The organism is Pseudomonas fluorescens, from assembly GCF_003732425.1.
Taxonomy (GTDB): Bacteria; Pseudomonadota; Gammaproteobacteria; order Pseudomonadales; family Pseudomonadaceae; genus Aquipseudomonas; species Aquipseudomonas fluorescens_BE.
Window position 1 is genome coordinate 61,871 of the sequence record NZ_MOBX01000010.1, and the last position, 13,427, is coordinate 75,297.

Genomic DNA, 13,427 nt, shown 5'->3' on the forward strand with positions numbered 1-13,427 from the left:
GATTTTAAGGGCCTCTTCGCGAGCAGGCTCGCTCCCACAGTTGATCGTATTCCTCTGACGGAACGCGATTGAATGTGGGGGCGAGCCTGCTCGCGAAAGCGGTAGTGGCTTAAGCGCTGACCTTGAGGCCAATCAACCCGGTAATGATCAACGCCACACTGGCCAGCCGAATCAACGCCATCGACTCGCCAAACAGGATGATCCCGGCAATCACCGTGCCCACGGCACCGACACCGGTCCAGATCGCATAGGCCGTACCCAGCGGCAATTCCTTCATCGCCAGACCCAGCAGACCCAGGCTGATGGCCATCGCCGCAACGGTCAGAACAGTGGGGAGTGGGCGAGTGAAACCGTCGGTGTATTTCAGGCCGACGGCCCAGCCGACTTCGAACAGGCCGGCGAAAAACAGAATGATCCAGGACATGAAAGACCTCCATCGATTGACGGGGTCGTCCCCAGATTAATAACTCGATCGAGCCGCAGGGTCGTCCCTGCGTTGCGCGATAGTTTGACGAGCATTAACCCGGGGATCAAGTTTGCGGGTCAGTCGGCCGCTTGCTGCGCCAGTGCCTCGCGATCTTGTTTTTCACTCATGCGTCGGAAGTACGTCGACAGCAACGCGCCGGAGATGTTGTGCCAAACGCTGAACAGTGCGCTCGGCACCGCCGCCAATGGCGAAAAATGCGCACTGGCCAATGCCGCGCCCAATCCCGAATTCTGCATGCCGACCTCCAGCGCCAGCGATTTGCGCTGGGCCAGCGGCAGCTTGAACAGGCGCCCGGTGAAGTAGCCCAGCAGATAACCGAAGCTGTTGTGCAGCATGACCACGGCCATGATCAGCAGGCCCGATTCGGCGATTTTCGCCTGACTGGCGGCCACCACGGCGGTGACAATGATCACGATGCTGACCACCGATACCAGCGGCAACACGTCCACGGCATGACGAACCTTGTTACCGAGCAAACGCTGGGCAACCACGCCGAGAATGATCGGCAGCAGCACCACTTGCAGGATCGACCAGAACAGCTCCATGAACGACACCGGCAACCACGCCGAAGCCAGCAGCCAGATCAGCGCCGGGGTCAGCAGTGGGGCGAGGAGGGTGGTGACGGCGGCAATGGCCACCGATAACGCCAGATCACCCCGGGCCAGCCAGGTCATGACGTTGGACGAGGTGCCGCTTGGGCAGCAGCCAACCAGAATCACCCCGACGGCGATTTCCGGCGGCAGATGAAACACCTGGCAGAGCAACCACGCCACGCCGGGCATGATCACGAAATGCGCGACCACGCCCAGGGCCACACGCCACGGGTGGCGGGCGACGGCAGCGAAGTCGTCGAGTTTGAGGGTCAGGCCCATGCCGAACATCACCAGCCCGAGCAGCGGCACGATCGCGCTTTTCAGGCCGAGGAACCACCCCGGTTGCAAGAACGCAATCACCGCGAAAATCAGAACCCAGTAAGCGAAGGTGTTGCCGACAAAGCGGCTGAGTGCAGCCAGTGCGCGCATGGCTTGTTCCTTATTATGCGAAAGCGTTAGGAAGCTAAGCATACGTCGCCAGCAAAAAGATCGCAGCCTCCGGCAGCTCCTACAGGAAAAATGCATTCCAGATGTAGGAGTGGCCGAAGGCTGCGATCTTTTAAGCTTTCACACAAAAGGCAGGTCAGATCCCCTGCGGAGTCTCTTCGCCACCCAGCGCTTCAACCAGCGCTGGCAGGAAATCACCGAAGGTCAGCATCATCAGGGTGAAGCTGGCATCCAGTTGGCCCAGCGCCTCATCGCCACCGTCCTGTTCCGCCTGATCCTGCAACAGATCTTCGAACTTCAGACGTTTAACGGTCATCTTGTCGTCGAGCATGAACGACAGTTTGTCCTGCCAGGCCAGCGACAGCTGAGTCACCACTTTGCCGGTGCTCAGGTGCAGCTGGATTTCTTCGCTGGTCAGGTCCTGACGCTTGCAACGCACGATGCCGCCGTCTTCGTGGGTGTCGCGCAGTTCGCACTCGTCCAGTACATAGAAGTCATCAGCGGCTTTTTGTGTGGTGACCCAGTCAGTCATGACCGCAGTCGGTGCCATTTTCACGGTCAACGGACGGACAGGCAGGGTGCCGATCACTTCACGCAGGGTCGACAGCAGGTCTTCGGCACGTTTTGGGCTGGCCGAGTTGACCAGGATCAGGCCCTGTTTCGGCGCAATGGCAGCAAAGGTCGAAGAACGACGGATGAAGGCGCGCGGCAGGAACGCCTGGATGATTTCATCCTTGATCTGATCGCGTTCCTTCTTATAGACCTTGCGCATCTGTTCGGCTTCGATCTCTTCGACCTTTTCTTTGACCGCGTCGCGCACGACGCTGCCCGGCAGAATACGTTCTTCTTTACGCGCGGAAATCAGCAGGAAGTCACCGCTGACGTGCACCAGTGGAGCATCTTCGCCTTTGCCGAACGGCGCGACGAAACCGTAGGTGGTCAACTCCTGGCTTGCACATGGACGCGCCAGTTTGGTGGCCAGTGCAGTTTCCAGCGCCTCGGCATCGACAGGCAGGTCTTGGGTCAGGCGATAGATAAGCAGGTTTTTGAACCACATGGGGTGAGTCTCTCCTTTATACAAAGGGGGGCATTATTGTCTTCGCCGTCCCATAGGCCAACCCTTCTCTAAGCCTTTGGAAGGCCTGAGAAAATTATTTAAAAAAGTGCTTGCCAGAGGTGGGGGTGCTCCGTAGAATGCGCGCCACACCGAAGCGAAGGGTGATTAGCTCAGCTGGGAGAGCGTCTGCCTTACAAGCAGAATGTCGGCGGTTCGATCCCGTCATCACCCACCATTCGTTTCAAGTGTTTAGCGCAGCGGTAGTTCAGTCGGTTAGAATACCGGCCTGTCACGCCGGGGGTCGCGGGTTCGAGTCCCGTCCGCTGCGCCATATTCGGTAACCTGGAACACTGAACGCCAGGTCACCACGGAAAAACCCGCCAAGGCGGGTTTTTTTCTGCTCCAAGGTTGTACCCGCGGGATGTGTCGTTTTACCGGTTTTCGGATTTATTTGAAAAAAACTTCAATTAAATCAACACTTTACGAAAACTTGTGGCATAATGCGTCCCGTAACGAAGCGAAGGGTGATTAGCTCAGCTGGGAGAGCGTCTGCCTTACAAGCAGAATGTCGGCGGTTCGATCCCGTCATCACCCACCATTCGTTTCAAGCGTTTCGCGCAGCGGTAGTTCAGTCGGTTAGAATACCGGCCTGTCACGCCGGGGGTCGCGGGTTCGAGTCCCGTCCGCTGCGCCATATTCGGAATCTGGAACACTGAACGCCAGATTCCACAGAAAGCCCGCCTAGTGTGGGCTTTTTGCTGTCTGGCGTTTGGCTTTTCTTTGCGGCCTATAACTATGTAGTGCCTGCCGGGCGTGTCGCTTTCAGACAATGGGCAAAGTTCTTCATGGCTCCTTACGTCATGGAGCCAAGCCAGTTGCCTGACGAGAGACCGACGCCATGTCTGAAAATCCTGCTGTGCACCTTACTCCCTCCTTAGCCGATGACGCGCAAGCGCTATTATTCCTGGCTTCCCGTCCCGCTTTTCTTTCAAGCGATGATGCCGCCGCTTGCCTGCACGGTCTGTTGAAGGCTCGACGAAACATCGAATTCAATGGATTCATTCTAAAAAACCGCGAAGGGCGTTTCGTTTGCGCCCAGCAAATTGAGGCGCTGGCCGCCAGCGCTGAAGGTAGTCATAGCGATACCGCAAACGACGAGAGTGGTATGCCTGTCGTTACGATCACTGTGATGGGGGCATTGATTGTCCAGAGCGGTTTTTCGCTCGAGGCGAGTTTTCATACCCGCCCGACAAAAGCCCAAGGCGCTGATGAATCTACAACTGAATGGGTTCAGCGCAACCGTTTCTTCTCGATTGCGGATTTGTCGGCCGTGATGAGTTCGCATCGAAAATACTCGAAATGTTATCTGTCCGCGTGTAACGGCGGGCTTCTTCTGTACGCCTCGAGTCAGCTGCCGTTTGAGCAGGAGCTGGCACCTCGGCTGACCAGGCAAAATAACGGACAGCTACGGCGCTTCGAAGCACTGTATGAAGACGGTTCGATTCCAAGCAGCTTGTGGATCTTGCTGACGTTGGCGGCCGGAGCTGTAAAGGTTGTGGTTGCTGGTGATCTGTGGCGCCGCCGAGGCAAGCTGAACGTCAGTTGGCGGACCGACATTCTACAAATGCAGCCTGCAATTGAATCAATGCCGATCTTTGGGCCGATTCTTGCCAATACCAGGGCAGTTTCGGTGTACCTGCGCAGCCAATTAGCGGCGTCGGTCTCTACTCAGTCGAGTGCCGGTTTTATTCTCAAACACCACACTGGTGGTTTTTTTATCGTCACCGAGCCGGTTTCTGGTCATTACGCCAGCTTCGGCCGAGCGGCGCTGTTTCCCAAGGATCAGCATGGCAATCCACTGATCCCGCGAGAATTTCGGGTGTATGGCATTTACTATGCAATTGCGCCATTGCCTGCCGCACGGAAAGCGCCGAGTGAGGCAGATCTTCAGCAGAATTTCTTCTCTGTAGCGGATCTCAAACTCAGCCTGGAGCATGTCAGTGTGGCGCCTCATCAACGTCTTTTCGCCCTCACGCCCGACGGGGCGGTGCTGCGCTTTTCCAAACCGATCATGTCGAAGGTCCGGGTGTTGATCTCTGAGCTGACTCAAGGCCTTGAGCAAAAAATAATCGCTGGTGACATGACCTTGCGAACGCTTGTCGACAAAGTCGCCGACGCCGGAATCTTCGGCGTCATGTTGCCCAGCAAAACCTGGCCGGATGCCGGAAGGATCACGATATCCTCCACCGCCATTGAGCAGGTTGCGCAATGATCATTCGCCATTACGCTGGTGACGGTAGTCACTGATTACCTCGTACACGGCCTTGCGCAGTCGGTTGATGCCACCGATCGGGCGGTGCGCTTCAATGCCAAACCATGGATTGAACGACAGGTTGTCGCATTGCAGATTCAACGCCGGGGTATCGAAATCCTGCGGCGGCAGGGTGATCCGCGCGACCGTTTCGAAGGGTGAATCCCGTTCGCGCCATTCGATGCTGGTGTCCTCGATCGGCATGTATTTATTGGCGTCCTGGCGCTGAATCTGCAGAACGAAGCAGGCGGGCACACGATCGGTCGACAGTTGCTGATTCAACGCGCTGCGCAGGAAGTTCGGCAGGTCGTGGTTTTGTCTGGGCAATGTGTACGCAGGGCAATTGTCCGGATCGGGTGCGACGCGAAACTTTGCATTGGCCTCACCGAATTTGTAGGGCGAAACCGAAAAGTATGTTGTCGCTGTCGGGCTATCCGGTGGCGGCGACAAGGTTGCCAGGGCAATAAACAAATGGCGGATCTGCCAGCTGCGTGGGTCCCATCCGGGGAAAAACGCCTGGACCTTTTTGCCGTCAGCCTGCGCCGCCACATTCTGCCGGTACTCGGCGACATCGCTGACAAAGAAGTTCGGGTGGCTGAACATGACGAAATCCTGCTCAGGCTGTGACTGGCGGTTGCCGAGCAGCTGTGTTCCCGAAACGTCCAGCAGTTTGATCGCCATCCCCCGGGCGTCGCGCAGGCTGTCGAACTGCGGATAGGCATTGCCGTTGGACAGGCGAATCATCGCTTGCCAGGTTTTGCCTGGCTCACTGAATACGCCTTGTCGCAGCGACTGCGCCAGTTCCGGCAGCACCTGCACCTGCGCCTTCACGCAGCCATGGGCCTTGGCATGGGCGTCGCGCAGATAACGGGTGCCTTCGCGATGCTGATCGACGATGCGCACGGCGGTCTGGATCACGTCCTGCGTCATCGCCGCTTCGCCGGGCGGAATCTGCTCCAGCGCTGACACCGGGCCGCGGTGCTGCCAGGCAAACCATGCCGTGGCGATGGCCCAGCCGAGCAAGGCAATGGCCAGCAACACCAACACCGTCTTGCCGAGCAAACGTCCCAGCCACAACCACACCCGGGCCAGCAGCGGCAGTTCCTTTTTGAATGTCGGCATGATCATGGCAGTTGCGCCTCCAGTGGGCCGCCAAGGACTTTCAGGTACTCGAGTAACGCCCAGCGTTCTTCGGGCTGCAGCAGCCGGCCAATCACCCCGTTACCGCGTTCGCCGGCGCGGAATTCATGGCCGCTGTTGTGGTTGCCGGTGATACGCGTGTCGAACAGGAAGCCATTGGTAAACGCTTCGGTGCGATAGCCCAGGTGCCGTGGGTCATATTCGAAGCTGCCTTTGAAAAAGGTCGTGGCGCGTTCATCCTGCGGCGACAGCAATTGATAAAGGCTCGGCACCGAACCGTTGTGCAGGAACGGCGCGGTGGCCCAGACACCGGCCAGGGGGCGGGCCTTGTAGGCGACTTTTTCGCGCACGCCGATCGGCAGGCCGAAACCGTCCAGCCGTGGTTTCTCCTGCGGGGTGACGTTGGCTTCGCGGTAGGCGCGGTCTTCGACGAAGGCGGTGACGTAAGCCAAACCCTTGGCCACCGATAACTGGCTCAAGTCCAGTGGTTCCTTGGGTGTCGGATGCAGTTTGACGTCCATTTTTTCCAGCTCTTTCAGATCCCATTGCAGGGCTGTCAGGTCGAAACGGTGGCTGGCGATATTGTTGGCAGCGGTCGGGTCGGTGCCGATGACAGCGACCGGCAGCATGTGCAAATGCTGCACCCAGCGCTCACCCTCCTGAGTCTGGCGCGGGACGTGGCAACCGGCGCAGTTCTCGGCAAACAGCGCGCGTCCCTTGGCTGCCAGGGGTTTGTCGATGGCGCCAAACAGATCCTCTGGCCAAGCGGGCGGCTTGAGTTTTTGCAGGGTTTCTTCGATTTTGTGCAGATCACGCACACGCACGCTGGAGGCATAGCGTGCTTCGCCTTGCAGTGGCTGGCCGTTGTCATCGAAAAAGTTCAGGGTGGCGCCGACGCCCAACGCTTCACCGATATTGCGCGCCATTGGCTGCTGCGCAGAACCGTTCCACTGCACCCAATTGAATGTCCACATGTCCCAGAGCTGCGGATAATCCACCGGGGCATTGGCCACGCGGTAGTTGGCGGGGGAAATCGCATCGCCAAACGTTGCATTGGCAATCCGTCCGAATGCATCGGCGCGGCCGGGACCTTCTTCCGTCGGATAGAGGCCGCGATGGGTATCGTTCCAGGCGACTTTGAGGAAGGTATTCAGTGAAGTTTTGAAGTCTTTGCGCAATTGTTCGTGGCGCGCGTCGTATTCTTCGCCCAGTACGGTTCTGGCGAAACGTTCGAATTTCCATGGGTTGTAGTAAGTCGAGGTCAGACTTGCCACCAATGCCTGTCCGAAACTGCCACCGCGCAAAGTAGGAACACTGGAAGGCAACACGTGTTGCGCGGTACCACCGTCAATTCGCACGGCCTGACCTTTGAAGCGCAGTTCGCCGGTGTGGCAAGCAGCGCAGGTGATGTCCAGATATTGCTCGGTACTGCCGGGATTCTGATGTCGGGCAAAACCGACGGGGAGGTTGCCGGGGTTGTTCGCCGTGGCTTTCTGCTGCGGATCGATCAGAAAGCCAAAACGCGCCAGGTAATCAGGCGAGGCGAAACGTTGTGCCGAGAAGGGCAGTTCCAGCGCCTGAAACCACTCATAGCGCAGGCCTTTGACCTGCGTACCCTGAGGCGTGAAATAGTAGGTTTGCCGGTCTTCGTCACTCCACTGGTTGAGGTAATGCACCTGCTCAGCGGGGGTGTAGAAGGGCAGTTTCGGGTTGGCGACGTAATACAGGACCACGGCGAGAACCAGTCCCAGCAGCACGACGATCAGGGTCAGCACACGGAATAAGAGGCGCAAGATAAACGTCCTTGTCGATTTGTTCCGCTGTTATGCCTGAGCCTGGCCCTATGCGGCAAGTGGCCATTACGCCAGATGATGCAAGAAGAAACGACGCCGATTGCCGGGACAAGATGACAGAAGCTTCATCGTTGCTTCGCACCCATGCGTTTTAATCCCTGAACTTATCGGAAGATTCCTGCTCTCATGCCGGTAGCCATTGGTCGTGGCGGCCTGATAAGCTCGCGGCTTTACTCGATTGCCCTTTCGGCGCATGAACAAGGAAATAGCATGAAACAGCATCGGTTGGCGGCGGCGGTAGCCCTGGTTAGCCTGGTCCTCGCGGGTTGTGATTCGCAGACCAGCGTAGAGCTGAAAACCCCGGCGCAAAAAGCTTCCTACGGTATCGGCCTGAACATGGGCAAGAGCCTGGCTCAGGAAGGCATGGATGATCTGGACTCCAAAGCGGTAGCCCAGGGCATCGAAGATGCCGTCGGCAAGAAAGAACAGAAGCTGAAAGATGAAGAACTGGTCGAAGCCTTCGCCGCGCTGCAAAAGCGTGCTGAAGAACGTATGGCCAAGATGAGCGAAGAGTCGGCAGCTGCCGGCAAGAAATTCCTCGAAGAAAACGGCAAGAAGGCTGGTGTGACTACCACCGCTTCCGGTCTGCAGTACGAAGTGGTCAAGAAAGCCGATGGCCCACAGCCTAAGCCGACTGACGTAGTGACCGTTCACTACACCGGCAAGCTGACCAACGGCACCGTTTTCGACAGCTCCGTCGAGCGCGGCAGCCCGATTGATCTGCCGGTGAGCGGCGTGATCCCGGGTTGGGTTGAAGGTCTGCAACTGATGCACGTTGGCGAGAAGTACAAACTGTACATCCCTAGCGATCTGGCGTACGGCGCACAGTCGCCAAGCCCGGCAATCCCGGCCAACTCGGTTCTGGTCTTCGACCTGGAACTGCTGGCCATCAAGGATCCAGCCAAAGAAGCCGCTGCTGCCAAGTAATCGGTAACGGTCTGATAACAACGCCTCGCTTATGCGGGGCGTTGTTGCATCTGCACTCTGGCAAGGGTAAACAGAGCGAACCGATGGCGGTCGGGAGAGTCATAGCCAATAAGACTGCCATCGCTAGCCGCCCTGAGCAGCCAAGTCAATGAAATATTGGGGTTTTTTATGTGAGTAAAAAACGCCCGATCTGAGCGCAGCCCTTATGAAACGGGGCTTTCAGCGCTGAAATGCAGCTCTGTTCACAAGGTTATCCACAATTTGTGTGGATAACATTTCAACGGGAGGAATAGATGAAAGCTCCGTGGAATTTCGCTCGATTCCTGCCCCTGGCCGGACGCCTGCTGGCGCGTGGCCGTTTGCCGACCTTGCTGTTCGCGGTTGCCAGCAAAGGCGCTGCACAAGGCAATCGTCTCGGTAAACTCAAGGACGATTTACGCTTGCTCCAGGCATTGTGCCTGGCCTACTGGCGCGGCGAGTACCGCGCCATCAGTGGCAAAGCTCTGGTGTCGGTGGTGGCGGGTTTGATGTACTTCCTAAGCCCGGTGGATGCGATTCCGGATTTCATTCCCGTGTTCGGCATGCTTGATGACATCGCCGTTCTCGCCTGGCTGATGAAAACCCTCGACGATGAACTCAATGCGTTTCGCCTGTGGCGTAATCGCCAGCAACCGGAAAAACTGGCTGTCGTCGAACGCCTGCCGGATACCCCCGAGCAACTGCAACTTCAGGGGCCGAAAAAAACCTGAATCTCAGCACCCACGTACAGATAGATACCCCCCGCGACCTTGGCCGCTGTTAGGATTACACTTCTAGGGAAAAGTGCCGACTCGCTAAGTGTTGTTGTCCTACGGGGTAGTCATGGATATTCAGATAATTGCACGCGATGGCGAACCCGAATACGCGGTTCTGCCGTGGGCTCAGTATCAGGCTCTACTAAAAGCAGCAGGCATCAACGAAACACCGTCGCGCCAGGCTCCAGAGCCGCTCGCGGCATCGCCAGACCCGATTCTTCCAGGTCTGGATCAACTACGCAGTTTGCGCGAAGGGAAGGGCATCGCCATTGAGGCGCTGGCCCGCACGGTAGGCATCAGCCCGTCTTATCTGGCCATGATCGAAAGTGGCGAGCGTCAGCCCGACGCCGCGATTCGCCGCAGCCTGGCCTGGGAATTGACGGTGCCAGGGTGGAGGGATGAATCGTGAGCGTACGCATCAGTCGTCAACATTGGGACGGATTGCTGGGGGAACTTGATCAGGCGCGCCGCCAGCGCCATCTGCTGACTTATCGGGCCTTGCTTGAGCGGTTGCAATTGCCGACACCGGCGATGCAAACCCTGACGGCCGCACTTGAGCATCTGGCTGCGCTGGATGCCAAGGCCGAACAACCGTTGCGCAGTTCGCTGGTGATCAGCCAGGGCGCCAGTCGCCTGCCACGCACCGGTTTTTTTGAGTGCGTTGAACGTCTGGGGCGTTTTTCCGGGCCGTCCGATGGTGTTGCCGCGGCCTCCTGGCATGCCTCGGAAGTGGTCAGGGTCTTCGAATACGAGTACCCGGAATCGGCAGAGGCCTGAGTGTTTTTACGACTCAAGGCGCGGGCCAGTTACTGGTTGGCACGCAGGCTGTTTCACTGGTCGTGGTTTGTCCGCCAACCACGGGGCTGGCGCTGGCTTGAAGGTCAGTTTGCGCGCATGGCCAACCTTGGTGATGTCGGTGCGCAGAGCTTCTACGGGTACATCCTGACCTTTCGCGGTGTCGGCTTGGGTGCGCGTGAAGAAGGTGTGCGCCTGTTGCGGCTGGCGGCACTCGCGGGTGATGGCAAAGCGGCTTACCAGGTCGGCGTGATCAGCTTGGTCGGGACGCCAAGCACACCGCCGGATCCTGTCGAAGCCGCCCGCTGGTGGGGCATGGCTGCCAAAGCCGGACACCCATTGGCTGAACTCAAATTGAAAGAGCTGGGCGCTAGGGACTCAACGCAGTAAATCCATTTGTGTCTGCCCGAATAAACGCGGCGTGAGGTTTTCCTCACGTCGCGTTTGCGTTTATGGCACCTGTTTATTTTTTGGTGACTTGTTACAGACAAGTCCTACAGTTATCGCCTACTTGCCTGACTTCTTTCCTGATTAATCCCCCGCACAGTTCCCGCGCCTAATTTTTTTGCGCGAGGGAACGCTCATGTTTGATCCGCTTATCCAGTCCACTTCGCCCACCCGCGTGCGTTGATGGAAGCCGTCACCCGCATCGAGCAAGCACTCGACAGCTTTCCCGAAACCCTCAGCCTTTACCGCGAACAGCTCAAGCATTGGGCCAGTCGCGCGGCGGACGAGGTCAGCCACGCCGCAGATCTGCCGTCGCTGATGGGCATGGAGCGGGTCATTCGCTTCGGCTCCGATATCACTGCCGTCAGCAGCACCGACAACGAGTTTTTCTCCGGCGTCGTCCAGTGCCCGGAGAGCGGCCCGATGCTGATCGAAAGCAAATTCGAGTCGGTGTACGACATCCCGCTCGGCAACATCGTGGTCGATGTGATCGCCATGGACGGTGGCGAAACCACCCCCATCACCCTTGATGCGCAGGGCAAGGGCTCATTCAAAGGATTACCTGGCAAGTTCTACCAGGTGCAGGTGCACAGCGAGGTCACCGCTAATCAGGTCGAGGACCTGTTCAAAGCCTATGACGGCCTGACCGCTGAGCTCGAAGGCTGGTTGCGCAGCGAGTGGCAGGCTTTCAAGCCGCAGTGGTCGCAGTCGGTGGCGACGGCGGCGGGCAACGGCATGCTGGCCGGAAGCTGGGCGGCGATTGAGGGGGTATGGGACAGCATTGGCGTGCTGTCGGACATTCTCAAGGATCCCGGCCAGTTTGCTGAGCGCTTGGGCAGTGGCGCGGCAGATCTGATCGAACTGGCGAAAACTGCGCCCGAGGTCATGGAGAAGCTGCAACTGCTGGTCAGTGACGAGGCGGCGCTGTGCTTATTGCTACGCACTGCCAGCCTTTGGCTGGAGATGCTGCCGCCCAGTGAAATCGCCGGAAAAACCGCGGAAGCGGCGTCGATGATGATGGTGCAACTGCTCATCGATGTGCTGATCAGCATGGTTTTAACGTTTGTCAGTGGCGGCGCCGGGATCGCTTATCTGACCCTGCGTCTGGCGGACCGCACCGTGCAATTACTGTCGGCGGTGAAACGTTTGGTGAAGGCGATGTTCGGCATCGTCGAGGGGGTCATCAAATACGTCGATCAATACAAAACCGTTGCCGCCCGTGGCATCGCCGCCGGGGTGAAAAAGGGTCGCATGCAATTGCGCTGGGATGCTCAGCGCAACACGTTGTTGAAGAAAGACGAGCATCACGACGACTCGCCGGATCAGGCGAAAAACCCCAACGGCGACAGCGCCGATTGCGTCCCCCGCACCTGCACCAACGGCTGCCCGGTGTCGATGGTCACTGGCGAAGAATTGCTGACCCTGACCGATGCGGTGCTCGATGGGGTGTTGCCGTTCGAGTTCAGCCGGTTGTATCGCAGCAGCGCGGCGGAGATCGATGTCGGGCTGGGGTTTGGCTGGAGCCATTCGCTGGCGCATCGGCTGGCGTTTGAGGGTGACTTCGTTGTCTGGATCGATCACGAAAACCGCCGCACCCGCTTTCCATTACCGAGTAGCGAGCGGCCGGCGATTCACAACAGCCTGTCGCGGGCGGCGATCTTTCTTGGCGATGAACCGGAAGAGCTGATCCTCGCGCTGGCCGGGGACACAGCGCGGTTTTATCACTTTCGCGCAGGACGACTGACGGCGATCAGCGATGCCTATGGCAATCGTCTGACAGTGCAGCGCGATCGCTCTGACCGGGTGCAGCGACTGGACAACGGCGCCGGGCGTTCACTGCTGTTGCGCTATGAGCGGGCGCAGTTGGTCGGGGTCGATTACCAGGTGTTTCGCGACGGTACCTGGAGCACCGAACAGACGCTGGTCAGTTACCGCTACGACGCCTACCCGCACCTGATCGAAGCGACCAACGCCGTCGGCGACAGCGAGCGCTACGACTACGACGACGCCCACGTGATTTTGCAGCGGCAACTCGCTGGGGGCGCGAGCTTCTTCTGGGAGTGGGAGCGGTCCGGCAAGGCTGCCCGTTGCGTGCGCCACTGGGCGTCGTTCTCGCAGATGGACACGCGTTACGTCTGGAACGACGACGGCAGTGTGGCGGTGCATTACGTCGATGGCACCGAAGAGACATACGTCCACGACGAGCGTGCACGGTTGGTGCGCAAGGTTGAGGCGGATGGCGGCGAACAGCTCAAGGCGTATGACTCTTCGGGGCGGTTAATCGCCGAGCAGGATGCCTTGGGTGCGGTCACCGAATACCGCTACGACGAAGTCGGACGGCTGATCGCGCTGATTCCACCGGACGAGGCGTCCACGTCCTACGAGTATCGCAACGGTTTCCTGTACCGGCGTTCGCGCGGCGAGGCGGTGTGGATCTACCGACGCAATGCCGAGGGCGATGTCACCGAAGCGGTCGATCCCGACGGCCAGGTCACCCATTACTACTACGACACCCGGGGGCAGTTGCTGTCGATCCGTTACCCGGACAGCAGTCGGCATCGGTTGGTCTGGAGCAA

Annotated in this window: 12 protein-coding genes and 4 tRNA genes; 11 read left to right on the plus strand and 5 right to left on the minus strand. The window is 58.5% G+C overall.

From position 1 onward, the window contains the following. Window positions 1-109 precede the first annotated feature (109 nt). The 3 genes from sugE to rdgC all read right to left on the minus strand — a co-directional run bounded on the left by sugE (window position 110) and on the right by rdgC (window position 2,584). Window positions 110-424, minus strand: a complete 315-nt coding sequence (gene sugE, locus BK670_RS10335; RefSeq protein WP_003223093.1) for a quaternary ammonium compound efflux SMR transporter SugE — start codon at window positions 422-424, stop codon at window positions 110-112. Window positions 425-543: 119 nt separating this feature from the next. Beyond that, window positions 544-1,509: a bile acid:sodium symporter family protein gene (locus BK670_RS10340; protein ID WP_123449681.1), complete on the minus strand. Its 966-nt coding sequence runs from the start codon at window positions 1,507-1,509 to the stop codon at window positions 544-546. Between the two features lie 154 nt (window positions 1,510-1,663). Then, a complete protein-coding gene (gene rdgC, locus BK670_RS10345) occupies window positions 1,664-2,584 on the minus strand; it encodes a recombination-associated protein RdgC (RefSeq protein ID WP_064390914.1) in 921 nt (306 codons plus the stop codon). 159 nt (window positions 2,585-2,743) lie between these two features. Between rdgC and BK670_RS10350 the strand changes: the two genes are divergently transcribed. The 5 genes from BK670_RS10350 (at window position 2,744) to BK670_RS10370 (ending at window position 4,856) form a co-directional block, all read left to right on the plus strand. Beyond that, window positions 2,744-2,819, plus strand: a tRNA-Val gene (locus BK670_RS10350). A 19-nt stretch (window positions 2,820-2,838) separates the two neighbouring features. Then, window positions 2,839-2,915: transfer RNA gene (locus tag BK670_RS10355), tRNA-Asp, on the plus strand. Window positions 2,916-3,106: 191 nt separating this feature from the next. Then, a tRNA-Val gene (locus tag BK670_RS10360) sits at window positions 3,107-3,182 on the plus strand. A 19-nt stretch (window positions 3,183-3,201) separates the two neighbouring features. After that, window positions 3,202-3,278, plus strand: a tRNA-Asp gene (locus BK670_RS10365). A 204-nt stretch (window positions 3,279-3,482) separates the two neighbouring features. Next, window positions 3,483-4,856: a DUF4329 domain-containing protein gene (locus BK670_RS10370; RefSeq protein ID WP_123449682.1), complete on the plus strand. Its 1,374-nt coding sequence runs from the start codon at window positions 3,483-3,485 to the stop codon at window positions 4,854-4,856. Here the strand turns inward: BK670_RS10370 and BK670_RS10375 are convergent, their stop codons facing one another. Together BK670_RS10375 and BK670_RS10380 are read right to left on the minus strand one after the other, a co-directional pair. Beyond that, window positions 4,857-6,023, minus strand: a complete 1,167-nt coding sequence (locus BK670_RS10375; RefSeq protein ID WP_123449683.1) for a catalase family protein — start codon at window positions 6,021-6,023, stop codon at window positions 4,857-4,859. After that, window positions 6,020-7,828, minus strand: coding sequence for a di-heme-cytochrome C peroxidase (locus BK670_RS10380; protein WP_123449684.1), 1,809 nt, complete (start codon window positions 7,826-7,828; stop codon window positions 6,020-6,022). Before BK670_RS10380 ends, BK670_RS10375 begins: the two co-directional genes overlap by 4 nt. Window positions 7,829-8,098: 270 nt before the next feature. Here BK670_RS10380 and BK670_RS10385 point away from each other — a divergent pair, with 270 nt between their 5' ends. From BK670_RS10385 to BK670_RS10410, 6 genes are all read left to right on the plus strand, one after another. Beyond that, window positions 8,099-8,815, plus strand: a complete 717-nt coding sequence (locus BK670_RS10385; RefSeq protein ID WP_007919751.1) for a BamJ family beta-barrel-assembly machinery protein — start codon at window positions 8,099-8,101, stop codon at window positions 8,813-8,815. A gap of 293 nt (window positions 8,816-9,108) precedes the next feature. Next, the gene (locus tag BK670_RS10390; RefSeq protein ID WP_007919749.1) at window positions 9,109-9,564 is read left to right on the plus strand and encodes a YkvA family protein; all 456 of its coding nucleotides are present in this window, start codon (window positions 9,109-9,111) and stop codon (window positions 9,562-9,564) included. 112 nt (window positions 9,565-9,676) lie between these two features. Next, window positions 9,677-10,018 (plus strand): helix-turn-helix domain-containing protein, encoded by a 342-nt coding sequence (locus BK670_RS10395; RefSeq protein ID WP_123449685.1) that lies wholly within the window; start codon window positions 9,677-9,679, stop codon window positions 10,016-10,018. Continuing rightward, window positions 10,015-10,386: a hypothetical protein gene (locus BK670_RS10400; RefSeq protein ID WP_003223109.1), complete on the plus strand. Its 372-nt coding sequence runs from the start codon at window positions 10,015-10,017 to the stop codon at window positions 10,384-10,386. Before BK670_RS10395 ends, BK670_RS10400 begins: the two co-directional genes overlap by 4 nt. Continuing rightward, entirely contained in the window at window positions 10,387-10,794 is a 408-nt protein-coding gene (locus tag BK670_RS10405) for a tetratricopeptide repeat protein (protein ID WP_123449686.1), read from the plus strand. Window positions 10,795-11,034: 240 nt separating this feature from the next. Next, window positions 11,035-13,427 (plus strand): DUF6531 domain-containing protein (locus tag BK670_RS10410; protein ID WP_148047016.1); only part of this gene is annotated, 2,393 nt, incomplete at its 3' end.